This window comes from Limnothrix sp. FACHB-1083, from assembly GCF_014696485.1.
Taxonomy (GTDB): Bacteria; Cyanobacteriota; Cyanobacteriia; order CACIAM-69d; family CACIAM-69d; genus CACIAM-69d.
In genome coordinates this window covers 148,172-173,887 of the sequence record NZ_JACJQD010000011.1, presented here as the reverse complement: position 1 = coordinate 173,887, position 25,716 = coordinate 148,172, and the positions used below count along the sequence as shown (strand labels likewise).

Sequence of the window (25,716 nt, the reverse complement as noted above, 5' to 3'; positions counted from 1 at the left end):
TTATTTCAACTGGATTTGGCAGCATAGTCGTTTCAAAACCACGGCTGCTGAACGAGCGGGATTAGCGACTAGGGCATGGACTTGGCATGACATTGCTACCTATCCCACATTAATCTGATTCACTACCCAACACTTCTGGGTCGCTGCATGTCTCAACTGACTCTGACTCAGTGCTATCAATTACTAGAAGTTCAGGCTGATGCATCAATCGAAGCAGTCAAGTTAGCCTATCGCCAATTAGCCAAAGTTTGGCATCCCGATCGATTTACTGAGGATCCGGAGCTATGCAAGATCGCAGAAGCAAAACTCAAGCAAATTAATGCAGCTTATCGGCAAATCAAGGAACACCTGAACCAAATCGGCACTCAACCCGTAACCAACCAGCCTTCACAACCGCCGTCACCCGCCACAACCCAAGGCACAACAGCCAGGGCTAATCGTGTTCGGGTCTCATCCCGGCCTGGGCCTGCCCGATCGCCTGCTCAAATTTTTTATGGCTATGCGATCGACTGCATGGCACGAGGGAGCTACACGGCGGCCCAAAACTATCTGAACGACGCAATTCGCCTAGAACCGGACTACTTAGCAGCCTATGAGTTGCGCTATGAAGTGGCTAGGCGCAAGGGGTCTGATTATCTGGCTCGACAAGATTGGCAAAAAATTCAGGAACTGCAACGGAATCGAAAGGCACGCCAGAAATCTAGTGCTCGCCCTCCTGCGCCACCGGCCACCACCACCCCCGAATCCATGGTGAATCGCTTCAGCGCCGTGCGCGGGCCAATCTTGAACCATCAGGGCCCGGTCATCGCCATGGTCTTGGAAGCTTCGGGATTACGGCTAGGAACAATCGGCCATGATCGATGGCTGCAACTACAGGGCCTTGATGCTGCGGCAAATGGATCACAATCACGGCAATTTGAGGGAGAACTAACGGCGCTGGCGGCGAGTCGGGATGGGTATCTGTGGGCGATCGGTTCCGCCAATGGTGTGATTTGGATTTGGGATGGTCGGCGGCAACGGGTGGGGGCAACACTGGATGAACGGTGGTTAAACTTTGGGGCTGGGATTAACGCTTTGAGGTTTGCACCTGACGGGTTTGGATTGTGGAGTGTTGATACCCAAGGAACGATTTGCCATTGGGACTTGAAAGCGGGGCGATCAACTTTGCGGTGGTCAGCCACCGAGCAACAGTGCTCTTCGGAAGTACGCGCACCGCAAGGATCTGACTTGAACGCTGTGATTAGTGCCTGCGGTCGGTCAGCATTATTGGGCGGGCAGTCCTGCGGGCTACAGTTGCTGGATTTACAACAGTCCAAAATTCAGCGGCGATGGTCACTCTCACAGCCGGTGAATGCTCTGGCTTGGAGTCCCGATCGACGGGCGATCGCCCTAGCCCAAGGAGCAACGATTCAACTATCCCTGGCCTCCCCCAAACCCACTACCCAATTGTTACGGGGCCATCAAGGGTCAGTGCGAGCGATCGCGTTTGCTCCCCATAGCACTTGGTTCCTCAGCACAGGAGATGATTGCACGCTTCAGTTTTGGAACCTATCGACCGATCGCCCGCTAAAAACCCTGAGTTTGCCAGCGCCTGGCCGGGCAGTGGTCACCGATGGCAAACGGATCTTCTGTGGCTTGGAAACGGGAGCTGTCATGCTTATTGGAGAGTAGGGTTTGCAACTGGCTGAACTCCCACCTTTCTCTCTTCGAGATCGTTGCGATCAAGGGTGATCAATGGGGTTGGAGGCGCGGATCCAGATCCTGGAGTGCTGCTGGGGGCATGGTGGCGAAATATTGATGGTGAAAGCGCTCTTCTTGGATGATCGCCCAAAATTGTGCGATCGCCCGCGATCGGGTGGTCGCTTCAGTTTCCATCGCATCCAAGGCTTGGGGTTGAAACCTCAGGTGGCCATCCTGCTCCATTGGGTTCAGGCCGATCGCCGCCAGGGCATTGAGGCCGAGTTCAATTGCTTGGGGGCTGAGGGCTAATCGCGCTGATAAGACTGCTCGATCGACGGGTTGGCCGGTGCGGCTGAGATATTTCGCCATCCCCAAAAGGGTTTGCCAGGTGCGATCGGGGCTGGGTTCCAAAATTGGCTGATAGGTCAGGGCGATCGGGCGTTGATCGTCTAGGGCTTGGCGGGCGATTTGCTGCCAGTCTTCCCAACGGGTGGGGCATTGATTAACCCACAACATCTCGTTGGGCGATGGCAATTCGGCGGCAGGTAACCCTTGCCGATAATCCCAAACGGGAATCGTACCAGCGAGATCGCGCACCAAGGGGCGATCGGCTGGGCGCACTGCCAAGGGCCGCAATTGATAGCACTTATCGCGGGCATTGAAATCCAACTCCGCCACCAAGTCACAGGAACCCTTGGGAATGGCTTCCGGCAAACAGTCCCACCAAATGCCCGGGAAAGGTTCGGTAGCCGAATCATCTTGAATTTCAAAGCGGGTGTAGAGATACCGCAATTTTTGGGATCCCAGGTGCAGGCGGCGGACTTGCAGATTTTGGAACCGAACTTGCCGAATCAGCAAACGCGGAGCCGGGTTTCCCATACCGCAAGGTTCCAGCCACTTCAGGGCTTGAAACAGGGCCCGTCCCCGATCGAGCAACAGGTCTGCTACGGTGACGGTCAAATCGGCCGTGATGGGCTGGGGCGATCGGGCTGGGCAGCGTTGACGTACTTCCCGTTCCAGGGCTTGGGTAAACAAATCCAGATTGGCCACCGGCAAAGCCAACCCCGCTGCCAGGGGATGGCCCCCAAATCGATCGAGCAAATGGGTTTGTTGCTTCAGGACTTCATAAAAATCCAGACCCGGGAGCGATCGGGCGGATCCCTTCGCCATGTCGCCTTCCAGGGTCAGCAACACCACGGGGCGGTTAAATTCCTGCACCAGTTGACCCGCCACTAGCCCCAAAACGCCCAAGGGCCAACCCGCTTCCGCCAACACAATCACGGCGGTGGTAGACCAATCGGCGGCGGCCAGGCGCGATCGGGCCCGCCACAGCACATCGTTTTGCAGGGCTTTGCGGCGACTGTTGGCCGCTTCCACTTGGTCAGCTAATTGGCGACACCGATCGCGATCGCGACTGGTCAGCAGTTCAATGCAAAAGTGAGCATCGCCATAGATGCGGCTGGCCGCATTGATGCGCGGCCCCAGGCCAAAGGCAATATCAGAGGGGCGATCGCCCGTTTTCTTGCATCGCTCCAGCAACAGTTGCAATCCGGGGCGATCGGTTTTTTGGAGATGCTGCAATCCCACTTGGGCCAAGTACCGAGCATCGCCCCGCAGTTCCACCAAATCCGCAATTAGCCCGATCGCCACCAGATCCAGCAAGGCCGAGAGGGGCTGTTGGGGAACCGTGGGCAAGGCTTGGTAAAGGGCTTCCACCAATTTGTAGGCCACAGCCACACCCGAAAGGCTGGCCAAGGGCGAATCGATCGGGAGTGCGCGCGGGTTCACCAACGCCACCAAGTCCGGCCGTTGGTCGGGCAAGCTGTGGTGATCGGTCACAATCACTTCCAAGCCCAAATCCCGCGCGATCGCCAACTCCGCCAGGTTGGTGCTGCCCGTGTCGCAGGTCACGATCAGTTGCCAACCGGCCGCCGCCAGGGCCACCAACCCCGATCGGGATAACCCGTGGGATTCTTTGAGGCGATCGGGCACAAAATAAGTGAGCCGATCGCCCTGGGGAAAAAACTGCCCCAACCCGTCCCACAGCACCGCCGTGGCCGTCACGCCATCCGCATCAAAATCTCCCCAAATGGCTACCCGATCGCCCCGTTCATGGGCCAACACCAACCGCGCGATCGCCTGGGCCATCTCGGAGCCAAACCCCTCTGGCCCCGTGGGTTGATAGTGCTCCGCCGAGAGCCACCCGGCCAAGGTGCGCGGATCACGCCAACCCCGTTCCCACAACACTTGGGCCAGCCACCGGGCCCGATCGCCTTGCGGTGAACGACTTTCTTTGAGATCCGCCGCCTTCGGGTTGCCCACCTGCACCGCATCCAGGCGATCGAGCATTGATTGCACCGCCGCCACCCAATCCACCGGGGGAGGTTCGATCGGGAATTGCCAAGCCGCTTCAATATCCATGGGCAAAATCCATGGGTTAACTACAACGGGCCAACTGAAACAAGCTGACGAAACCAGCCAATTTCAGCCAGGGAGTCAACCAAGCCACACCTAGCCGCCGTAGTTCCAGCCGGTGCTTTCTAGGGTGAGGGCCTCTCCTTCCCGATGGATGCCTGCGCCAATCACTTCGCCCACAAAAACCGTGTGATCGCCATGGGCGATCGAGCCAACCACCTTGCACTCCACATAGCCCAGGGAGTCCGGCAAAATTGGGCAGCCCGTCGCTTCGCCCAAATAGAACTCGATGTCTTCAAACTTGTTGCCCACCCGGCGACGGGGCTTAAAAAATTGAGCCGCCAAATCCTTTTGGCCCGCTTCCAACACCGTCAGCGCAAACACGCCGCTCGCTTCAATCATGGCGTGGGAACCAGATTCCCGATTCACGCAGTTCACCACCAAAGGCGGCTTAAATGAGCCTTGCATGACCCAACTGGCCGTAAAGGCGTTCACATCTTCGCCCGCCTCATCCCGCACGCCACAAACATAGATGCCGTGGGGAATTTTCCGGAGCATGGTCTTTTTGGCTTGTTCATCGAGCATGGTGCGAACTCCTCGATCGGGTGAATAGGCGGGGCAACTAACGGCCACGAATGTCAATCACGAATGCCAATTGTGGATGTCAATGATCGATCGCGTCGCCGTTTGCAAATCCCTTGCTGAGTGTATCGCAGCCGATCGCCCTCAAAGTTCCACCCAATCACCGATTAACCCGTTTTAGCGCCGTGAATTGAGCCATGAAGGCTTGGATTTTGTGTAAAGAAAGATTACGGAAAAGACAGCAAGACGGCTTTCTGTCTTGACAGACTAGCGTTGCCCCGATACCTTAACATTCATACCCGGGTAATTCATTTGTAGTTATATGCAAGACAAACAGGACAAACAAAAAGTCACGCTCTACTTCCCCCAACAGTTGCATCGTCAACTCAAAATCCGGGCGGCAGTTGAGTCGGAACCCATGTCCGCAATTGTCGAAAGGGCCGTGGCTTTTTACCTCGAACACCCTGAGGTAATTGACGAGCACAGCGAACCCTACGGGCGTACCCACCGGGTCTATAGCTGCCCTGTCTGTCAAACCTCCACAGTCCTGCGTGACGGTGAATTGGTTGGTCTTGGAAGCCAGCCTGGCATTCTTGCCGAAGATACGCTGTCGATCGAACGGGCCCTGACGGTTCGGGCTGGTGCTCCGGAGTCCGCTGAGGAGGAAGCTCCCAGTAGCGACACGGACGATTCCAACAGCGAAAGCCTTGTCCCTTGCTGAAGCAACTGCCAAATGGCTTCAGTTCCGGTTGCGGGTTAGCCCCTTAAGGATTTCGCTCAGGACTCGCTAGATACTTACTAATCACTTTGGCTAATCACGTTGGGCTAGATGGAGAGCAATTTCCAGTCTCTGAGCTAGTCCGTCGCATGTCCAACTCAAGCGGAATGGGTCGAGGGTTATGCAAGAGCAACTAAGCGTCCTGGTCAGAGCGCAATATCCGCTGGTTTACCTCCTAACCTATGAAGAGGAACGCGCTGAACAGGCGATCGCCCGCCTTGCCCAATCCAAAACGCAACCCCGCCGTCTGTTTGTTTGGACAGTGACCCATGGGGTGGTGGAATATGGCCAACCCCGCACGGTTACGCAACACAACACCGTTTCGCCGGAAGCTGCGATCGAGTGGATTGTGCGCCAACGCGACCCCGGGATCTATATCCTCAAAGACTTCCATCCCTACATCGACTCACCAGGGGTGAAGCGCTGGCTGCGAGACGCGATCGCCCAGTTTAAGGGGATGCAAAAAACGATCGTGTTGATGTCGCCGGTTCAGGAAATCCCGATCGAGCTTGAAAAAGAAGTCGTGGTGTTGGATTTCCCCCTACCCACCCTGAACGAACTCGATCAGGTGTTGGGTGAACAACTCGAAGAGACCCGATCGCGCCCTCTCAGCCCGATCGCCCGTGAGAAACTGCTCAAAGCAGCCCTCGGTCTCACCCGTGACGAAGCCGAAAAGGTCTACCGCAAAGCCCATGTGAGCACCGGCAAGCTCACCGAATCGGAAGTCGAAATCGTCCTATCCGAAAAGCAGCAGTTGATTCGTCGCAACGGCATTTTGGAATACATGGACGAAGACGAGACGATCGAATCGGTCGGCGGTCTCGAAGAGCTGAAACGGTGGCTTACTCAGCGCTCCAACGCCTTCACCGAGCGGGCCCGCGAATACGGTTTGCCCCAACCGAAGGGAATGCTGATTTTGGGTGTGCCCGGTTGCGGTAAATCTCTGATTGCCAAAACCACTTCCCGGCTGTGGGGTTTACCCCTGCTGCGCTTGGATATGGGGCGGATCTACGACGGCTCCACCGTGGGGCGATCGGAAAAGAACCTGCGGATGGTGCTCAAAACCGCCGAGTCAATTTCCCCCGTCATCCTGTTCATTGATGAACTGGACAAGGCCTTCGCCGGTTCCGCCGGTTCCGCCGACTCCGACGGAGGAACTTCCAGCCGCATCTTTGGCTCCTTTCTGACCTGGATGCAGGAAAAAACTTCCCCGGTGTTTGTGATGGCGACGGCCAACCGGGTCGATCGGCTCCCCGGCGAGTTCCTGCGCAAAGGCCGGTTTGACGAAATCTTCTTCGTCGATTTGCCCACCCAGGACGAACGGAGCGAAATCTTCCAAATCCACCTCGAAAAGCGGCGTTCTGAAATCTCCCGCTTTGATTTGGATCAACTTGCCAAAGTTTCCGATGGTTTCTCCGGCGCAGAAATCGAACAGGCCATCTTTGCGGCCATGTACGAAGCCTTTGCCCAAGATCGCGAGTTTACCCAACTCGACATCATCGCAGCGATCAAGGCAACCCTGCCGCTGTCGAGAACCATGACCGAGCAGGTAACGGCATTGCGCGACTGGGCCCGCCAGCGTGCCCGTCCTGCCGCCGCTGCTGTCGCGGACTACATCCGCCAGGAGTGGTGACCCCCAAGCTTTCTCCCGTCTCCCAACGGGAGGAGGGCTAGCCCCCCAGTTCCAAACCGTTCAGCATCTGGAACCCCGGTTGGCTAGCGCATTGAAACCAAGCATCGAAGCCTCCCAACTTCGTGCTTGCCATTGAACCCCTAGTTGTTGTCGTTCACGCAATTTCCATCCACAGGAGGAAACCCTCATGTCTCACTTCAGCACCCTGCGCACCAAGATTACTGATGTGGAAATCCTGCGCCAATCCCTGTGCGACCTGGGCATTCAGACCAAAACCAGCGCCGATGTGCGTGGCTATAACGGCCAGCGGGTTCGCGCTGATCTGGTTGCGATCCTGGAAGGGGAATATGACCTGGGCTGGTCGCGCAATGCTGACGGCTCCTATGATCTGATTGCGGATCTGTGGGGTGTGGCGAAGAAGCACAACCAAACGGAGCTGATCAATTCGATCAACCAAAAATATGCGGTGAATAAGACGCTGGCGGAGGTGAAGCGTCCTGGGCTGCAAAATGCCAATGTGAAATTGGTGGTTCAGTAGCAACCGCTTTGTCTGCGCGTTCCTAAGCTTGCTGGCTGGTCGGGTTACCCGGCCAGCCTATTTTATTGGTTGATTGTTGTTGGTTAATTGCTGTTTATTGGTTGCTGTTTATTGGTTGGTATGGGCTGGTTTTTTTGATTGTTATTGGTTAATTGTTATTGGTTAATTGCTGATTTTTGCGATTGGGTGCTATTTGGTTTTTGGGTTCATTGCTCTTGGTTGCTGTTGATTAGTTGATTACTTGTTTTTTGGGTCTTAGTGGATGCGATCCTTTCCTCGGCTGAATTTGCGGCCCGTGATGATGCACCCGATCGCACGGCGGGGCATGACGGTGGCTCACTGGATTTTGGCGATCGCCCCAATTAGCTTACTGATCACCGGAGCGGGGGCTTGCCTCCAAGCCACCCGAATTTTAGGAAAAGTGCCACAGCCTTGGATCAATGACCCTTATTTGTTCGGTCACAACGACGCGGCTTATCAAGCTTGGTTGCAGGCGGCCAGCTTGGCCCTGGGGTTTACCGTTCTGAGCCTGATTCCTTGGTTTGTGCTGACGGCAGTGGCGATTTTTGCCCATTGGCGCTACTGGGCCAAAACAGAGTCCAGAGGGGCGGTGGGCTACCGGTTGTTGCCGATCGGGCTGTATCTGCTGAGTTGGGCGGTGTTGATTTGGGAACCGGTGGGATTGATAGATTGGTTGCTGGACTAGTGAGCAGCGCCGTTGATTAACCCGAGCAGTGGGCAACTGGGGCGATCGGCAATTTCCATCCACCCCCTAAAATTAATCCTGTAGGCCATAGGGCTATGCCATGGGGCCATGCCATTGGGCCAGGGCAAACCAGCCAGTTCCTGAACAAGTAGGGCGATCACAGGTGTGGGAATCAGTACAAACGGGTTTATATCACCTGGCACAGTGGGCGACAGCGTTGGTGGAAGCACAGTTGGCTCATCCCAGTTTGGGGAGTGCGCTGGTGACGTTTGGGGCGGGCCTGCTCACCAGCTTGACCCCCTGTATGTTGTCGATGCTGCCGATCGCGGTGGGCTATCTCGGGGGGTATGATACCTCAGGCGAGTCGGAACCTGCCGATGGGCGATCGCGCTGGGCGGCAGCGGTGCAATCCCTCTGGTTTGCCCTGGGCTTGGCCACCACCTTGGCCGTGATGGGAGTGGCGGCGGCCTGGTTTGGTCGGGTTTATGGCCAGGTGGGTTGGGGCTTGCCGTTGCTGGTGAGCGGGGTGGCGATCGTGATGGGGCTGAATCTGCTGGAGGTGTTGCCCTTTCAGTTTCCATCCCTGGGACAATTGATTCCTGTGCCGACGGGAGTTCCCCGATCGCTGCGATCCTACTTGGTGGGGCTAACGTTTGGGCTGGCGGCTTCCCCTTGCAGCACGCCTGTTTTAGCGGCACTGTTAGCATGGGTTTCGGCCACTCGCGACCCGATCGCGGGTGGGGGTCTGTTGTTGGCCTATGCGATCGGCTATGTGTCGCCGTTGGTGTTGGTGGGCACGTTTGCCGCCTCTTTGAAGAGCTTGTTGGCGCTGCGGAGTCGATCGGGCTGGATTGTGCCCACCAGTGGCGCGTTATTGGTGGGATTCGGCGTATTTTCGCTGCTCAGTCGGTTACCGATCGGCTAGGGTGAATAACCAACGGATTGCCAGCCAACGGATTGCCAGTCAACGGATTGCCAGCCCCATGAGACGCTAGGGAATTAGGGTCAAAAACACAGCGCTAATCATGCGCTAATCATCAGGATCGGCACACTAGGGCGAATTAAGGGAAGACCAAAGTACTGAGGTCAGGGCAAAAACCATGGATGCAAATGACGGATTGCAGCAAACTCCCCTGGATGGAGCGATCGGGCGGAGCTGGTGGCGCGCAGGGGTGCGCATCATTGCTGACCTGCGGTTAGCGATCGTCCTGTTATTGGTGATTGCGGTGGCCAGCATCACTGGCACGGTCATTGAGCAGGGCCAGGGCTTGGAGTTCTATCAAGCAAACTATCCAGAGGATCCGGCCCTGTTTGGCTTCCTGAGCTGGAAAGTGCTGCTGGCCTTGGGGCTGAACACCGTCTATCGAACCTGGTGGTACTTGGGGCTGCTGGTGTTGTTTGGCACGAGCTTGGCCGCCTGCACCGCCCTGCGCCAATGGCCGGCCCTAAAAGCTGCCCAGCATTGGAGTTATTACCGGGCCCCCAGACAGTTTGAGAAATTGGCCCTCAGTGCCCGGTTGGACTTGGGGGAAGCCAGCAGCGCGATCGCCCCGGCCACTCCTCTCTTGCAAGCCAAAGGTTACCGAGTTTTTGCGGAAGGCAGCAGCTTGTATGCACGCAAGGGGATTGTGGGCCGCATTGGGCCGATTATTGTCCATGCGGGGATGTTGATTGTGTTGTTGGGCGGCATTATTGGTGCGCTCACTGGTTTCATTGCCCAAGAAATGATTCCCAGCGGCCAAACATTTCAAGTCACCAATATTATTGACGGCGGCCCTTTGGCGGCGGGTAATGTGCCCCGAGATTGGTCTGTGAAGGTCAACCGCTTCTGGATTGAATATTTACCGGACGGCAACATCGACCAGTTCTATTCAGATTTGTCGGTGTTGGATCAAGCGGGTCAAGAGCGCGATCGACAAACTATTTTTGTGAATCAACCCCTGCGCTACCGAGGGGTGACCATGTACCAAACCGACTGGGGCATCGCAGCGGTGAAGGTACGCATCAACAACAGTCCATCAATTCAGCTACCCATGGGCAAGCTGAACCTGCCGGGCGCGGGCCGGATTTGGGGCACTTGGGTTCCCACCAAACCGGATTTGAGCGAGGGGGTTTCGCTGCTGGCGCGAGATTTGCAAGGGGCGGTGCTGATCTATGACGCGACGGGCCGCCCGATCGCCACCACGCGGGTGGGCCGATCGACCCCAATTACCCTAGGCGATCGCACCCTCACCTTGGCCGTGGATGATTTGATTGGCAGCACGGGGCTACAGATCAAGGCGGATCCCAGCATCCCGATCGTCTATTTGGGCTTTGGATTGCTGATGGTGGGCGTGGTGATGAGCTATTTTTCCCACTCACAAATCTGGCTGTTGCAAGAGGGCCGATCGCTCTATGTGGGTGGCCGCACCAATCGGGCCCAGGTGACCTTTGAGCGGGAAATGCTGGAGGCGATCGCGCAATTGCAAGCCACTGTCCCGATCGCCTCATCCCCAGCACCCGCTGCGACGGAAACCTAAACGATCGTCTTGAAGTTTGCCAAATTCGCAGATTGCTATCGATGGCTAAATCCTAAGATTCGTCTCCGATCACGGAGGGATCAGGGCGATCGCGCTAGGCTCAGAGTAAAGGTTCTTGCCCCCGGCTCACCATTGCCAGAACCCATTCCACGGGGCAAGTAGGAGGAGTGATGACCGATCGGCATCTGCGTTGGCTTAGTGGTGTCGTCTTGGCAGCGGCGCTCCTCGGTGCGGTAGGTTCGCGGGCGGCGGCGGAGCCCGCTGCAACCACGACTCCCACTGACCTCAAAGAACTTTTGGCAACGGGCCTCTGTGGTGGTTGTAATTTAGCGGCGGCCAACTTGGCGGGGCAAAACCTGCAAGGAGCACACCTGATTGGGGCTGACTTGCGCCATGCCAATTTGCGGGGGGCTGATTTAACCAACGCTAACTTGGAAGGGGCCGATCTGACCGGTGCTGACCTAACGGACGCTAATTTAACCGGCACATTCTTAACCAATGCCATCCTGACCCAAGCGAGGCTCGATCGGGTAAACCTCACAGCCGCCACCCTCAATGACGTGGACGTGACCGGCGCGTCGATGCTGGACTTAACCCTCACAGGCGCGACGATTCAGGACACGGCGATCGGGGTTGGCGGCGACGAACCCATTGAACCCCATCCCTAGGGATGGCTAACCCTTGCCATGATGCGCTTGCTGAATTCCCACAGATCTTCCCGCCTTGAAACAGCCGTTGGTTTGCGCTTGGGGGCGATCGGGCTGGGCATGATTGTGGCGATCGCCGCTGCTCTGCCCGCCCAAGCCCAAGAGCGGCTCAATCGAATCCTGTCCGTTACGGGCCGAGGCAGTGAACTGGTCAGCGCCAGCACTGCCCGCGTGAGCTTGGGGGTGGAAGCCCGGGCCGCCACCGCTGAAGCGGCCCAAGCGGAAATGGCCAAGCGATCGAGCGCGGTGGTGGCGCTGCTGCGGGGTCGCAATGTCCAAAAGCTGCAAACCACGGGCGTTTATCTCAGCCCCTACTACGACAACAACAGCAAACCCGTGGGCTTTGTGGCCACCAACACGGTCAGCTTTGAAATTGCCGCCACCGAATCCGGAGCGCTCATGGATGCGGCCGTGAAAGCGGGAGCCACCCGCGTGGATGGGGTGCAGTTCACGATCGATGATGCCACCAACAACACGGCGCGCAATCGGGCCTTGGCAGCAGCAACCCGTGATGCCCAAGCCCAGGCCGATGCGGTTTTGGCAACCTTGGGGCTAACTCGGCAGGAAGTGATGGGCATTCAGGTAGAGGGGGCGATGATGTCGATCCCCAGCCCCATGCTGCGAGGCGCGGCCGACTCCGCCGCCAGCACCCCCGTGGTGGCCGGTGAGCAGACGATCCAAGCCACGGTTACTTTGCACATTCGGTACTAGTTCGGCCGTCGCCACGGGGGGCTGAATTAACGTTTCATTCGTTTTCAGTTGCCAGCGTCGAGGTTTACAGGGTTAATCAACGGTTCAACGTCGGGATGGGGTGGCCTGAATTTGATCGATTTGATCAAGTTGATCAAGCTGCTGAGTATAGGCACAAACGCGATTCATCACATCCCGTAGTTGAGCTGACAAAATTTCAGCCCGATCGAGCCGATCGGCCAGGGCATTGGTTTCGAGTTGGCAAGCCAAATCCGGCATTTCCAAAACGCCAGCATTGGCCGCCGCACCTTTAATTTGGTGGGCCCGCCGATAGACTTCCTTGATGTTTTGGCTTTCGATCGCCCGATCGAGGGCTTCCAAATATTCCGGAATGCCCTCCACAAAAATACTGAGAATTTCACGGGCCACTTCCGGATCGCCCATGGAAATCTCCATCAACCGTTCCCGATCGATCGGCGGCGCTGACTCAGAAGCGGAATTTCCAGCGCTCAGCATTGGCTTGGGAGTCGGTTCCGTCGGGGGCAAGTCGCCTTCCGTATGCAAATTGCGACTCATGGGAATCACCCAGCGATCGAGCACCGCCGCCAAACCCGCCAAGCTAATGGGCTTGCTGATGTAGTCATTCATGCCCACCGCCAAACATTCCTCCCGGGCCCCAGCCAAAGCATTGGCCGTCATGGCAATTACCGTCACATCCCGATTGGGGCCCGCTTCTGCCCGCAACCGTTGCACAGCCTGATAGCCATCCATCACCGGCATCAAGCAATCCATCAACACCAAGTCAAACGGCTCCCGCAACAGTCGATCGATCGCCTGTTGGCCATTGTCAGCACAGGTCACATTCTCCCAACCCAAACTCTTGAGCTGCCGCAAGACAATTTGTTGATTCAGGGGCGTGTCTTCCACCACCAAAATCTTGCAATGTACTGGCCGCACCAGGGGATGGAGCGATCGCGCCGCCGATCGCCCATCACGCTCAGCCACCGTGGGCGACTCCAGTACCGCAGGCAAGGTTGGTGACTCGTGACGCACCGCGGCCGTTAACGCATCCAGCAGTTGCGAAACCAAAATCGGCATCGTCAGGTAATGCTTAATCACCCCCTGACCCACCAGTTGATGGCCCAGCGATCTTGCTTCCGGCTTCAGCAACAGAATCCAGTGCAAAGTGGCCAAGGCTGGTTGCTGCTGAATTTGTCGCTGCAACGGTTCCCAAGTCAAATCCAAATCTTCCAAATTCACAAGGGCGATCGTGTAAGGGTTTTCGCTGTGGCTGGCCATCTCGATCGCCCCAAACACCTCATCCGCCGACACACGATCCAAACGCCCACCCCAAGCCCGCACCTGAGAACCAATCAACAATTGCTGGCGGGGATCCGTATCCACCAACAGCAACCGTTCTTGGCGCAAAAAAGACCATTGCTCCGCCTCATCTGTCAACGCCTGGCGCTGCAAGGGCACTGAAAACCAAAACGTACTGCCCCCGCCCACATTGGCCTCATAGCCAATTTCTCCCCCCATCAGTTCCACCAACTGCCGACAAATGGCCAGCCCCAAACCAGTGCCCCCATAGCGACGGGTTGTGGAAGCGTCCACCTGCGAAAAAGACTGAAACAGCTTGTGACGATGCTCCGGCAAGACCCCCACCCCCGAATCTCGCACCTCACAGTGAATTATCACCATCTTGTTTGATTGGGATTCCAAAGACATTTGAAAAACCACCTGTCCTTGATCCGTGAATTTAATAGCATTACCCACCAAATTAATGCAAATTTGATGCAGTCTTGTGGGGTCACCTACTACCGTCCAAGGCACATTACTATCCAGCAATGTCAAAAGCGTTAATCCTTTCGCTTGGGCTTGGGGCCGCAGGAGATGATCGACGGTTTCAATACATTGATTTAGATCAAAGGGAATGGACTCTAGCTGCACTTCCCGAGCTTCAATTTTTGCCCAATCCAAAATGTCATTAATCAACGACAACAGGTGCTCGCCGCTGGTTTTTAAGATTCGGGCTAAGTCTTGCTGTTCAAGGTTTAGGGGCGTTTGTAGCAGCAGATCGGTTGTGCCTAAAGCCGCATTCAAAGGAGTCCGAATTTCATGACTCATGTTGGCCAGAAATTGGCTTTTGGCTCGGTTAGCAGAATCGGCTAATTCTTTTGCCAGTTGCAATTCCGTGGACTGGTGTTGAAGACGTTGCACCAATTGGGTTTGTTGAACAGCAATTCCCAGTTGTGCTCCAATTTGCACCAGAATTTTGATGTCTGATTCACTCCAAGTGCGGGGGCGTTCATTTTGATAGGCTCCCAGGACTCCCCACAGTTCCCGTCCACAATGAATGGGTACACAAATAAAGGCTTTGGCCGCCAATCGATCGAGCAATTCCAAACAGGTGTCCGCCAAATCCGCCTGCTCCACATCGCTGGCACTGACATAACTGGCTCCCAAGTTGAAGGGGCCCCCTTGGGTCAGTTGCCAAGTTTTGTGGCACAGGGCGGGATTCAAGTGATCCACATCCTTGGTGACTCCGCTCGGACTGACCAAGGGCTGCACACCATCGGCCACGGACTCCACCAAAAATTGACCGCTCCAGTCTGGATTAAACCGATAGATCACCACTCGATGGCAGAGCAGGGCCCGCCGTAGCTCATCGGTTGTATCCAGAAAAATTTCATCCAGATCCAGGGATTGCCGCATTCGGGTGATGATTCGGGCGATCGCGGTTTCGCGCCGGGCCAAGTCCCGCAGGGCCTGTTCTGCCTGTTTTCGTTGCATCAAGGCTCCGGCCTGAGTCCCCACCGCCTCCAGCAGATGCAAAATTTTGTTATCGAGGGTCGAGGCCTGTCGCCGCAGGAACATCAAGACCGCCAAAACCTGGGAGCCGTCCAAAATGGGAACCGCAAAGGCCGATCGCAAACCGACACTAGCGGCCAGCTCTGAACGGGCAAAAATTCCCGGATAGCTCAAATCCTCCAGCCATTCCGCCTGGCGCTGGGCCCAAACTCGGCCGGGCATTCCTTCTCCCGATCGATACTGAAGCTGCAAACTGGCTTGGCGAAAGGCTTGAAAAGATGGGTCACTGGCATACCAACTGGGGCTACACTCCAGCGCCGTCCCGTGGGCATTTGGCACCCAGGCTTCTGCACAATCCCACTTAATGGTTTGGCAAGTCAGCCGCAAAATGGCTTCGAGGGATGCATCAAAATCCGAGGCTCGCCCGATCGCCTGGGAAGCCGCCAGCAACAGCCGAATTTCAATTTCAACTTTCTGGCGCTGAACAATTTGTTTGTGTAGCAGTTCATTCTGCTCAGTCAGGCGACGATTAGCCGATCGCAATTCTTCCTGAAGGGCATACAACCGCAGTTGGCTCTCAATTCGCGACAGAATTTCTTGAACCTGAAAAGGTTTGGTAATATAGTCAACTCCACCGGCTTCAAAGGCATGAACTTTATCGGTTGGGCGATCTAAAGCGCTAATAAAAATAACAGGAATATGACGAGTTTGAGGATCATCTTTTAAATAACGACAAACCTCATATCCATCCAAATCTGGCATACAAGCATCCAGAAGGATTAAATTTGGTGCAGCCAATCGAGCAGCACTTAATGCCAATCGACCACTAATTGCCTTTCTAACGCGATAGCCATGGGTCTCCAGCATAGAAGACAGCAGACGGAGATTGTCTGGCAAGTCATCCACAATTAAGATGTCGGCCTTGGCGGGATGCCCAGAAGAAGATAACATCGACAGCAATCCAGAGAGGAAGGAGGAAATTAGTGATCAAGCGTCAAGCAAGGATCTAGCAACTGTTATTCAAGACGGTTCATTTCATGCAAGTTGTTGGGTTCATGGCTGATGAGTGCTGTGTTATTTTTGATTGATTTTTGATTGGTTTTTGATTAACGGGGACGATCGGGATAGTCAATTGTTTGGAATTTGAGCTTATTAGCTGTTAGGTACTTTAGGCGGTCAATGACTATCAAGTCAGCGATCGCCTAAAGTCAGATTAACTCTGAACTTTTGGTGGCTTCAGTCTGTACGCCATTCAACAATCATGCAGCATGGTCATGGCTGTTAACTATCGGTAGAACACGAGTATTTTTTGATACGATCGCCCGGTTCCCTTTACGGGGATAGTACAAATTGCGGTGCGTCTTTAAGGCCGACGGGGCCGGCGGCGATCGAGGGGAACAACCGTGGCCGCACTGCTTTCGCGGGCCACCCGAATCAGCAACCCCGCTAGAAACAGACTGGCAATAATCGAGCTACCGCCATAGCTCATGAGGGGAAATGGCAGTCCTGTAGTTGGCAGCACGCCGGTTGCCACGCCAATGTTCACCAGGGCTTGGCCCACCAGCAGCAACACAGCACCGACGGCCACCAGTCGCAGGGAGCGATCGCTCGCATTGGCAGCCACTCGCAGGCCCAATGCACCATAAACGACTAATAGAGTCAACAACAGTAGGGAACCGACAAAGCCAAACTCTTCCGCAAACACTGAAAAGATAAAGTCAGTGAACTGGATGGGCAGGCTGGCTAATTTTTGTTGCGAGAGGCCAAACCCCGTCCCCCACCAGCCCCCCGACCCGATCGCCAGGAGACTTTGCACCAATTGATAGCCAATGCCTAGGGGGTCATCCCAAGGATTGAGAAAGGAGGCAATTCGCCGCTGCTGGTAAGTGCGCAGGCTGATGCTAATTAACCCTAAAACCAGCCCACCTCCCGCCGCGCTGAGCAGATAGGCATAGGGCAAGCCCGCCGTCAGCGCCAGTAGCCAAACGGTCATCCCACAAACCGCTGCGGTGCTGAGATTGGGTTGCAACAAGATCCCCAACAACACTGCACCGATGGTTCCCAGCCAAAACCAACGATGGCGATCGGTCAACCGTTCCCACTGACCCAAAATACGGGCACTTTGCAGCACCAAAAAGGGCTTTAGGAGTTCCGAGGGTTGGATCGGCAAGACCCCAATCTCAATCCAGCGAACGGCTCCGTTGGCCGATCGCCCAAGACCAGGAACCAGCAGCGCCCACATCAGCATTAAGGTGACTAGCAATCCCCAGTGGGCGATCGCCAGCACGTAACGCAGGGGCAGGGAAACGGCCGTTTGGAATCCCACCAAGCCCGCCGCGATCCACAGTAATTGCCGTTTGCAGTAGTACCAACCGTCTCCTTCCGTAGCTTCCGCACTGGCGTAGGAAGCAGATAGCAAAATCAGAAACCCCACAAACAGCCAAAAGAAGGTGAGCCAACGCAACCAGCGGGCTTCGTCGGCCCAGCCCACGGCCGACCACCCCACGGAGGTTCGGAACTGTGTGAGCCAATCACTCCAAACAAGGGGGCGACGTTGGGCCATGGATTGCAGGCAACCTCAAGGGGCAAAGACAACCAGGAAGCAACCCCACCAGCGGAGGCCAAGTGCTGCTGACTTCAAACAATGCTGATGCAAAATACCTATTCAAAACAATATCGCGAGCCACAAGTTTCAGCTACCCGTAGGCAGGCTCACTTGTCACTCGCGATCGGCTGAGTTCGGAATTGGTGTGCCAATTCCAAAAATGACTGAGGGTTGGGTCACCGACTCGATCGATCCACCTGACCCCAAAAGGACAGAAGGAACCGATCAGGCGGTTCACAGTTTGCCAATCTACAGCAAACCCGTATTCGTGCCCGGGCGGCCCGTAGCCAGCTCGACCTTCACGATTTTGCCACCCATCTTTTGGATGCGTTGCTGTTCCTTGAACCAGTTGTCGTAGGAAACCAGCTTCGTGAAGAAGGTGTTTTGCAGCTCGCGCTGCGTCCGAATTCGCGTTTGGCTCGGCACGCAAGCCGTAATTTTAAACATCCGCATGGCGAGAAACCTTTGTGACTTCAACGACAAATCTGACCAAAATTCAGACCAAGTCCTTAAACAACGAGGTCTGAGCCGTGCTGCCCCCAAAGCTAACCAGACAACGCGATCGCGGAGCCTATGCAACTTTGAGCGTTCAGCAACTATCCCAGACCCCGTGGCTTCACTCATTTCAACCCAACAGGGGAAACCACAACCATCAACCCGGTGAGTCGAAATTCAGCCAAGCCATTTGTTGTTTAGCTCAAGCCCGAGGAGATGTAGTCGAAGTACACGCCCATTTCCTTACCAGCGTCAGAGCCCACCAAACCGGCGGTCACTTCCTTCATGGCTTGGATTGCTTGCACGGTGGTGCCGATGGGCACGCCCAAGGAGTTGTAGGTTTCCTTCAAGCCGTTGAGCACGCGCTCATCGAGGATCGAAGGATCGCCAGCCAACATGGCGTAGGTGGCATAGCGAAGGTAGTAGTCCAGGTCGCGGATGCAAGCAGCATAGCGACGGGTGGTGTACATGTTGCCGCCGGGACGGGTCACATCGGAGTACAGCAGCGACTTAGCAACAGCTTCCTTGACGATCGTGGCAGCATTAGCGCCGATCGCGTTAGCAGCGCGCACGCGCAGTTCGCCGGTAGCGAAGTAATTCTTCAGCTTATCCAGAGCGCTCGAGTCGAGGTACTTGCCCTGAACGTCGGAGGAGTTGATGACGGAGGTAATTGCGTCTTGCATGATCGTTTTTGAATAAGTCGGTTTTGCAAGGAAATGGCTTTCATTAAAGCCGAAGCAAGTCAAGCTAGCGAGGGAGAACCCAGGTCTTAGCTCAAGCCGCCAATCACGTAATCGAAGTAAGCCGAAGCTTCAGCTGCATCTTCGCCGCTCAGCAGACCAGCAGCAGCAGCCTTCATGCCACGCACACCTTCAGCCACGCCGTCGATCGGGGTACCCAGCGAGCGGTACATTTCGCGCACGCCCACCAAACCGATTTCTTCGATCGGGGTCACGTCGCCAGCCACGATGCCGTAGGTCACCAGACGCAGGTAGTAGTCCAGGTCGCGCAGGCAGGTTGCGGTCATTTCTTCACCGTAAGCGTTACCACCGGGCGAAACCACATCGGGGCGCTTTTGGAACAGTTGTTCGCCGGCTTGCTTAACGATGCGCTCACGGGCATCGGTCAGGATTTGGGCAATGCGCAGGCGTTGAGCGCCGGTGGACACGAAAGCCTTGATGCGATCCAGTTCGCCGGGGCTGAGATAGCGGGCCTCAGCGTCGGCATTCACGATTGACTTCGTGACGATACTCATTGAATAAACTCCTCCGAAAGGAAAAAAGTTTTGACTGGAGATTGGGGCTTCCACCGAGGAAACGACTAGCATCGCTGCGATTGCTCAGGCAGCGGGAGCAACGAGAAATTTTCTAAGCCAGGTCGTTTAACCCTTAGCTCGAAATCCACCAGCGACAGTCCTGAGACCGCACTCGGTGTCCTCCCCGGCAAATCAACACTTATTCTCAGGCATGAAGCCCGTTGACCCTCGCTTGGATTAACAGTTTTTAACATCCTTCCTCAGACAGCTAATCTTTGAGGGCCGTTCCGAGTCTGTGATTTTTGTCCCGATCGCTCAACTGCCGAAAAGACAAAACACCAGGCGAATCAAAATCTAGGGTCAAGATTTTGCGCCTGATGCTTTGTAGATTTCGGTTTGGATCGAGCGATCCAGCGATCGCCCAACAGCCAAGTTTTCCCAAGTCCAAATTTATTTTTGGAATTGACCAAATTGCAGTTCGTAAACCTCATCCTCACAACCAGTTTGGATTTTGAGGTTAGAACGGGGCTTGGCGGTACAAAGGAGCGCAAACCCCTTCGTGCGCAAATCCGGACTCAAGCCCATGCTGTCGCCTGGCTCGATCGTCCCTTCCACTACGCGGGCAGCACAGGTCGTGCAAACCCCCGCATTGCAAGAGCTGGGAAGCGTCAGCCCCGCCGCTGCTGCCGCCGTCAAAATGGGCGTGTCATCCGCCACTTGCAGGACGTGGGTTTGCCCTTCGTGCTGAATTTCAACCTGATAGGTCGTGCTCATGGTTCTTCTCTCGAATCCCTAGCCAATCCCTAGGAGCGCAGCGCCTCAGCACCACCGCACACTTCCAGGATTTCTTGGGTAATAGCGGACTGCCGTGCCTTGTTGTAAGTCAAGGTCAAACTGCCAATCAGGGTCTTGGCGTTCTCGCTGGCGTTGCTCATGGCAGTCATCCGAGCAGCCAACTCGCTGGCGGCGGACTCTTGCAGGGCCCGCAGCAGTTGGTTGTTCAGGTACAACGGCAAGAGCGCATTCAGAATCTGTACCGGATCCTGCTCAAAGATGGTGTCGCGCGGCAAGGGTGTGGTGGGCAAATCGACCCGCTCACGCTCCACTTGGAATTGTCCGCCACGGGTCGTCAGCCGGAAGATCTCGTCATCCGAAGCTTCCAAACCTTGCGGATCCAACGGCAGCAGGGTTTGGACTACGGGACGGGAGCTAATCAGCGATACAAATTTGGTGTAGACCAGTTCAACGCGATCGACCGTTTCCGAGAGGAACAGCGACAGCAGCTCGTCTGCAATTTGCGATGCTTCCGACGCGCTAGGGATTTGCTCTAGACCGTCATAAACAGCCGCGACATCGTAGCCCCGGCGGCTGAAGTATTGGTTTGCCTTGCGACCCACCACGATCATTTTGACGTTGACCCCTTCAGCAAGCAGCTCTTTGCTGCGTTGCTCGGCCCGACGGATCACATTACCGTTGTAGCCACCACAGAGGCCCCGATCGCCTGAAACCACCAAAATACCTACGGTTTTAATGCTTCGTTGCCGCAGGAGTGGCAGATCTACGTCTTCAAATTTGAGGCGCGATTGCAAGCCGTAGAGCACTTGGGCTAAGCGATCGGCGAAGGGGCGGGTGTTGTTTACCTGCTCTTGGGCCCGGCGCACCTTTGCGGCGGCAACCAAGCGCATGGCTTCAGTAATTTTTTTAGTGTTTTTAACGGACTGAATTCGGTCGCGAATTGCCTTGAGGTTTGCCATAGCTGTGGAGTCCTTTGAGTCGCCTGAGTCGCTAGGGGGCGCGATCGCCCGGGGTAGAAGACCCTAGGCGATCGCTTGATTCGCGATGATTACTGAGCAACCAAGAAGGTTTGCTTGTACTCAGTCAACGCTTCCTTCAGCAGGGTTTCCGCCTCTTCCGTCAGTTGCTTGGTGCTGCGCACGGCTTCACCATAGCCAGCCTTGTTATTCTTCAGGTAATCCCGCAGACCCGCCACAAACTTGGTGATCAGGTTGACCGGAATTTCATCCAAATGGCCGTTAATCCCGGCGTAAATGACCGCCACTTGCTCATCCACACCGAGAGGCGCGTATTGGGGCTGCTTCAGCAGTTCCCGCAGACGCTGACCACGGGCCAACTGATCTTGGGTCGCCTTATCCAAGTCGGAGGCGAACTGTGCAAAAGCAGCCAAGTCATCGTATTGAGCCAGTTCCAGCTTCACCTTACCGGCTACCTTCTTCATGGCCTTGGTTTGGGCAGCCGAACCCACGCGGGATACGGAGATACCAGCGTTCACGGCCGGGCGCAGACCCGAGTTGAACAGGTCAGCGGACAAGAAGATCTGACCGTCGGTAATCGAAATCACGTTGGTCGGGATGTAGGCCGACACGTCACCGGCTTGGGTTTCGATGATCGGCAGAGCCGTCATGCTGCCACCACCTAGCTCATCGCTCAGTTTGGCGGCGCGCTCCAGCAAGCGGCTGTGGAGATAGAACACGTCGCCGGGGTAAGCTTCCCGACCGGGCGGACGACGCAGCAGCAGGGACATTTGGCGATAAGCCTGGGCCTGCTTGGACAAGTCATCGTAAACCACCAGGGTAGCCTTGCCCTTGTACATGAAGTACTCAGCAATGGCAGCGCCGGTGTAGGGGGCCAAGTATTGCAGGGTAGCGGGGGCGTTGGCGTTGGCGGCCACTACGATGGTGTAGTCCAGCGCGCCCGATTCCTTCAGTACATCGATCACCTGGGCCACGGAGGAGGCCTTTTGCCCGATCGCCACGTAGATGCAAATCACATCTTCGGACTTTTGGTTGATGATCGTGTCGATCGCAATCGAGGTCTTACCCGTTTGGCGGTCACCGATGATCAGCTCCCGTTGGCCACGCCCGACCGGAATCATCGAGTCAATTGCCGTAATCCCGGTTTGCATCGGTTCGCACACGGACTTCCGGGCGATAATCCCAGGGGCCATCGATTCGATCAGACGGGTTTCCGAGGAGGCAATGTCGCCCTTACCATCGATCGGGCGAGCCAACGCATCCACAACCCGGCCCACAACCGCATCACCCACCGGAATCGCCGCGATCTTACCGGTGGCACGAACGGTACTGCCTTCTTGGATGTTGAGGCCGTCACCCATCAACACAGCACCCACATCGTTCTCTTCGAGGTTCAGTGCGATACCCACAGTACCGTCCTCGAACTCCAGCAGCTCACCAGCCATGGCATTTTGCAGGCCATAGATACGAGCGATCCCGTCACCCACTTGCAGCACGGTGCCCACGTCGGCCACCTTGACATCCTTGTCGTACTGCTCAATCTGCTGCTGAATAATGCTGCTGATTTCGTCCGGTCTGATTGCAATCACGGTCTGCGACTCCTAGTTTTCAACGTTGTTTCCAGCGTTTGGGGTGCTTATCTTGGTTGCGGCCCTCGGGATTTGCTCACAAACAGAGCTAGATCGCGCCCAAAGTCAGCGCCATGCGTCGCAATTGACCACGCAGGCTGGCATCGACCACTTGCGAGCCGACTTTGATAATCACGCCGCCGATCAAATCGGTATCGACCTTCGTCACCAGTTCCACGCTGGCGGCCCCGGTGAGCTGTTTCACCCGCTCAATGGCGCTTTGGCGTTGCTCTTCCGTCAGTTCCACCGCAGAAGTCACTTCCGCCAAGGCCGTATTCGTAAACTGGCGCAGCAGGTCTTGATATTTCTGGGCGATCGAATCCAGCAGCGCAATCCGCTTGCGATCGACCAAGAGTTTCAAAAAGTTCGCCGTCAACGGGTGCAGAGTTTCACCCGCCAGGCGATCGAGTACAGACTTCTTATCGTCCGCCTTGACAAACGGGTTAGCCAAGAGAGCGCCCAGCTCATCCGAGGCTGCTAGCAAACCTCGTAGGTAGGTCACATCCTCGCCAAAACGCTCCACCAAGCTTTCCTTTTGAGCCAAGGTCATCAAAGCTTGCGCGTAAGGCTCGGCGATGCTGGCGATCATTGAACTGCTTTGCATCGTTAGTTCCCTCCCCCTTGAATCAGGGCCAAGCTCCGATCAACCAAATCCCGCTGTTGATCCGAATTCAAGCGCGAGCGCAGTTGGTCGTTGACCTGCTCCAGCGCTGCGGCCACAGCCCGCTGCCGCAATTGCGTAATCACACGCTCTTGCTCAGCCGCCAAGTCACTGGAAGCGGCCTCGCGCATCCGTTGCACATCCTGGGTGGACTTCGCCAAAATGGCTTCCTTCGTCCGCTCAGCTGCAACCTTTGCTTCAGCAGTGATTCGCTCTGCTTCCGCCTGGGCTTGAGCCAGTTTGCGCTGTTGCTCTTCCAAGGCCTTCACAGCTTCCGCTTGCGCCTTTTCTGCTTCGGTGATTGCCTCTTCGATCGCCGCTCTCCGGGTTCCCAGCAGGTTACCCAAGAAGCCACGACCAAAGTAGACCAGAACCCCCAACACGATCGCCAGGTTGATCACATTGGTTTCCAGGATGTCGGTGTTAATCCCGAACGATCCATGGGCCAACAGATGAGGGGCGATCGAACCCAAAAACATGTTCGTCATCACAACCTCATCCCAACTCAAAACCCAACAACTTCCGCACAATCTGACGGCTCAGCACCGCCACTTGACCGTCCAGGGCAGCCAAAGCCGTCTGCCGTTGACTGTCAATCTCCTGTTGAGCCGCTTCCCGCTCCGATTGGGCCTGTCGTTGTGCGTCTGCCACCGTCTGAGCCGCCAGTTTTTGCGCCTCCGCTTGGGCATCCGCTACGATGGACTGAGACTTACGGCGGGCCTCCGCCAAAGCCTTTTCATATTCCGCCGTCAACGACTTCACCTTCTCCAGGCGCTCTTGTGCATCCAGTTGCTTGCCGCGGATGTAGTCTGCCCGTTGGTCAATGGCTTGTCCCAGGGGCTTGTACAAAACCGCATTCAAAATCAAAGCCAAAATTAGAAACTGCGCTGCCATCAGGGGCAGGGTGGCATCAAGGTCAAACAGACCCCCTTCTGCCTCCGCTGCCAACAGCGTTGGTACGAGTGCGTATAGCATTTCGCTTACTCCCAGCAGATGGTTGACAGCCCCTTTTCGCGAGTTGGGGCAGCAAAAGGCTTTCGCATCAAGCAAGCACCTTTCGCCGCCTCAGGTAAAACTCGTTCGCAAAAGCCGAAAACCAAATTTACGAAGCGAAGGGGTTAGCGAACAGCAGCACCAGTGCCACCACCAGACCGTAAATCGTCAGAGCTTCCATGAACGCCAAGCTCAACAGCAAGGTGCCACGGATTTTGCCTTCTGCTTCCGGTTGACGAGCAATCCCTTCCACAGCTTGACCAGCCGCATTACCTTGACCGATACCGGGGCCAATTGCACCCAAACCCACAGCCAGAGCAGCAGCCAGAACCGAAGCAGCAGCAATCGTAGGATTCATTGTCGTAGTCCGTCCTTGAATTGTTGTTGAGAGTCTTGTAATTAGAAGGGAAACAATCCCCAATTGATGCTTTCACGACTCCGTTTCACAACCCCTAAAAATGGGGTCGTTAGTCGTGATGCTCGCCGTGGTGATCTTCCATTGCTTCACCAATGTAGGATGCCGCCAGAGTTGCAAAAATCAGGGCTTGAATTGCACTCGTGAACAGCCCCAAAACCATCAGCGGAATGGGCACGAACAAGGGAACCAGGAAGACCAGTACAGCCACCACAAGTTCATCCGCTAGGATATTACCAAACAAACGGAAGCTTAACGACAGCGGCTTGGTAAAGTCTTCAATGATTTTGAAGGGAACCATGATCGGGGTCGGCTGCGCGTAATCGGCGAAGTAACCCAACCCTTTTCGGCTCAATCCTGCATAGAAATAGGCGACCGATGTGGTCAGTGCCAGGGCAACCGTTGTGTTGATGTCGTTGGTAGGAGCAGCCAATTCACCAGACGGTAACTCAACGAGTTTCCAAGGAATGAGTGCACCACCCCAATTCGACACAAAAATGAATAGGAACAAAGTGCCAACAAAGGGAACCCATGCTCGATATTCTTTTTCGCCCACTTGGGTTTTGGTAAGGTCGCGGATAAACTCCAAGGCATATTCCATGAAGTTTTGCAATCCCGACGGTACTCGCTGAATGTTACGAGTTGCCAAGATGCAAGTAACGATCAGTAGCCCTAGGACAATCCAAGAGGCAAGGAAAACTTGCCCATGTACCTTGAAGTTGCCAATGTGCCAATAGAAGTGTTGACCAACTTCCAGTTCTGCTAGCGGAGAGAACGGAATGTTTGAAAAAAGATCGAACATAGCAACGCTGTTTTGCATAGGCATTTGACGA

General features: G+C 55.6%; 24 protein-coding genes and 1 pseudogene. 10 read left to right on the top strand and 15 right to left on the bottom strand.

From position 1 onward, the window contains the following. Positions 1–118 (top strand): annotated as a pseudogene (locus H6F46_RS14950) (IS1 family transposase); the annotation flags it as partial. 29 nt (positions 119–147) lie between these two features. Further along, entirely contained in the window at positions 148–1,671 is a 1,524-nt protein-coding gene (locus tag H6F46_RS14945) for a DnaJ domain-containing protein (protein ID WP_190355532.1), read from the top strand. A 60-nt stretch (positions 1,672–1,731) separates the two neighbouring features. Here the strand turns inward: H6F46_RS14945 and recJ are convergent, their stop codons facing one another. Together recJ and H6F46_RS14935 are read right to left on the bottom strand one after the other, a co-directional pair. Then, positions 1,732–4,101, bottom strand: coding sequence for a single-stranded-DNA-specific exonuclease RecJ (gene recJ / locus H6F46_RS14940; protein WP_190355531.1), 2,370 nt, complete (start codon positions 4,099–4,101; stop codon positions 1,732–1,734). A 90-nt stretch (positions 4,102–4,191) separates the two neighbouring features. Next, positions 4,192–4,680: a flavin reductase family protein gene (locus H6F46_RS14935; RefSeq protein WP_099532203.1), complete on the bottom strand. Its 489-nt coding sequence runs from the start codon at positions 4,678–4,680 to the stop codon at positions 4,192–4,194. 415 nt (positions 4,681–5,095) lie between these two features. On the opposite strand from H6F46_RS14935, the gene H6F46_RS14930 reads away from it, so the two are divergent. The 8 genes from H6F46_RS14930 (at position 5,096) to H6F46_RS14890 (ending at position 12,269) form a co-directional block, all read left to right on the top strand. Further along, positions 5,096–5,398: a hypothetical protein gene (locus H6F46_RS14930; RefSeq protein ID WP_242027975.1), complete on the top strand. Its 303-nt coding sequence runs from the start codon at positions 5,096–5,098 to the stop codon at positions 5,396–5,398. A gap of 178 nt (positions 5,399–5,576) precedes the next feature. Then, positions 5,577–7,088 (top strand): AAA family ATPase, encoded by a 1,512-nt coding sequence (locus H6F46_RS14925; protein WP_099532152.1) that lies wholly within the window; start codon positions 5,577–5,579, stop codon positions 7,086–7,088. A gap of 187 nt (positions 7,089–7,275) precedes the next feature. Beyond that, on the top strand, positions 7,276–7,626 hold the full coding sequence (locus tag H6F46_RS14920) for a DUF1257 domain-containing protein (RefSeq protein ID WP_099532151.1): 351 nt from the start codon (positions 7,276–7,278) through the stop codon (positions 7,624–7,626). A gap of 262 nt (positions 7,627–7,888) precedes the next feature. Beyond that, on the top strand, positions 7,889–8,332 hold the full coding sequence (locus tag H6F46_RS14915; protein WP_190355530.1) for a hypothetical protein: 444 nt from the start codon (positions 7,889–7,891) through the stop codon (positions 8,330–8,332). Positions 8,333–8,495: 163 nt separating this feature from the next. Further along, positions 8,496–9,257 carry a cytochrome c biogenesis protein CcdA gene (locus H6F46_RS14910; protein ID WP_099532149.1) on the top strand — a complete coding sequence of 254 codons (762 nt, stop codon included), beginning with the start codon at positions 8,496–8,498 and terminating at the stop codon, positions 9,255–9,257. A 193-nt stretch (positions 9,258–9,450) separates the two neighbouring features. Next, positions 9,451–10,851, top strand: a complete 1,401-nt coding sequence (locus tag H6F46_RS14900) for a cytochrome c biogenesis protein (RefSeq protein ID WP_347278341.1) — start codon at positions 9,451–9,453, stop codon at positions 10,849–10,851. 170 nt (positions 10,852–11,021) lie between these two features. Next, positions 11,022–11,519 carry a pentapeptide repeat-containing protein gene (locus H6F46_RS14895; protein WP_099532147.1) on the top strand — a complete coding sequence of 166 codons (498 nt, stop codon included), beginning with the start codon at positions 11,022–11,024 and terminating at the stop codon, positions 11,517–11,519. Between the two features lie 18 nt (positions 11,520–11,537). Then, positions 11,538–12,269, top strand: a complete 732-nt coding sequence (locus H6F46_RS14890) for an SIMPL domain-containing protein (RefSeq protein ID WP_190355528.1) — start codon at positions 11,538–11,540, stop codon at positions 12,267–12,269. 84 nt (positions 12,270–12,353) lie between these two features. On the opposite strand, the gene H6F46_RS14885 is transcribed toward H6F46_RS14890, so the two are convergent. The 13 genes from H6F46_RS14885 to atpB form a co-directional block, all read right to left on the bottom strand. Next, the gene (locus tag H6F46_RS14885; RefSeq protein WP_190355527.1) at positions 12,354–16,010 is read right to left on the bottom strand and encodes a response regulator; all 3,657 of its coding nucleotides are present in this window, start codon (positions 16,008–16,010) and stop codon (positions 12,354–12,356) included. Positions 16,011–16,422: 412 nt separating this feature from the next. Further along, positions 16,423–17,622 carry an FtsW/RodA/SpoVE family cell cycle protein gene (locus H6F46_RS14880; protein ID WP_099532145.1) on the bottom strand — a complete coding sequence of 400 codons (1,200 nt, stop codon included), beginning with the start codon at positions 17,620–17,622 and terminating at the stop codon, positions 16,423–16,425. A gap of 291 nt (positions 17,623–17,913) precedes the next feature. Further along, positions 17,914–18,117, bottom strand: coding sequence for a phycobilisome linker polypeptide (locus H6F46_RS14875; protein ID WP_099532144.1), 204 nt, complete (start codon positions 18,115–18,117; stop codon positions 17,914–17,916). A gap of 239 nt (positions 18,118–18,356) precedes the next feature. Further along, complete coding sequence (apcB, locus tag H6F46_RS14870) at positions 18,357–18,842, bottom strand: allophycocyanin subunit beta (RefSeq protein ID WP_099532143.1); 486 nt, start codon at positions 18,840–18,842, stop codon at positions 18,357–18,359. Positions 18,843–18,928: 86 nt separating this feature from the next. After that, complete coding sequence (gene apcA, locus H6F46_RS14865) at positions 18,929–19,414, bottom strand: allophycocyanin subunit alpha (protein ID WP_099532201.1); 486 nt, start codon at positions 19,412–19,414, stop codon at positions 18,929–18,931. A gap of 450 nt (positions 19,415–19,864) precedes the next feature. Further along, positions 19,865–20,188: a 2Fe-2S iron-sulfur cluster-binding protein gene (locus H6F46_RS14860; protein WP_099532141.1), complete on the bottom strand. Its 324-nt coding sequence runs from the start codon at positions 20,186–20,188 to the stop codon at positions 19,865–19,867. Between the two features lie 29 nt (positions 20,189–20,217). Continuing rightward, positions 20,218–21,168, bottom strand: a complete 951-nt coding sequence (locus H6F46_RS14855; RefSeq protein WP_190355526.1) for a F0F1 ATP synthase subunit gamma — start codon at positions 21,166–21,168, stop codon at positions 20,218–20,220. Positions 21,169–21,257: 89 nt separating this feature from the next. Next, positions 21,258–22,775: a F0F1 ATP synthase subunit alpha gene (gene atpA / locus H6F46_RS14850; protein ID WP_190355525.1), complete on the bottom strand. Its 1,518-nt coding sequence runs from the start codon at positions 22,773–22,775 to the stop codon at positions 21,258–21,260. Between the two features lie 88 nt (positions 22,776–22,863). After that, positions 22,864–23,418 (bottom strand): ATP synthase F1 subunit delta, encoded by a 555-nt coding sequence (atpH, locus tag H6F46_RS14845; RefSeq protein ID WP_099532138.1) that lies wholly within the window; start codon positions 23,416–23,418, stop codon positions 22,864–22,866. A gap of 2 nt (positions 23,419–23,420) precedes the next feature. Continuing rightward, on the bottom strand, positions 23,421–23,963 hold the full coding sequence (locus H6F46_RS14840; protein ID WP_234406580.1) for a F0F1 ATP synthase subunit B: 543 nt from the start codon (positions 23,961–23,963) through the stop codon (positions 23,421–23,423). 7 nt (positions 23,964–23,970) lie between these two features. Continuing rightward, positions 23,971–24,450 (bottom strand): F0F1 ATP synthase subunit B', encoded by a 480-nt coding sequence (locus tag H6F46_RS14835; RefSeq protein WP_190355524.1) that lies wholly within the window; start codon positions 24,448–24,450, stop codon positions 23,971–23,973. A gap of 127 nt (positions 24,451–24,577) precedes the next feature. After that, positions 24,578–24,826 carry an ATP synthase F0 subunit C gene (atpE, locus tag H6F46_RS14830; RefSeq protein WP_099532136.1) on the bottom strand — a complete coding sequence of 83 codons (249 nt, stop codon included), beginning with the start codon at positions 24,824–24,826 and terminating at the stop codon, positions 24,578–24,580. 109 nt (positions 24,827–24,935) lie between these two features. After that, a complete protein-coding gene (gene atpB, locus H6F46_RS14825; RefSeq protein WP_234406579.1) occupies positions 24,936–25,703 on the bottom strand; it encodes a F0F1 ATP synthase subunit A in 768 nt (255 codons plus the stop codon). Positions 25,704–25,716 lie beyond the last annotated feature (13 nt).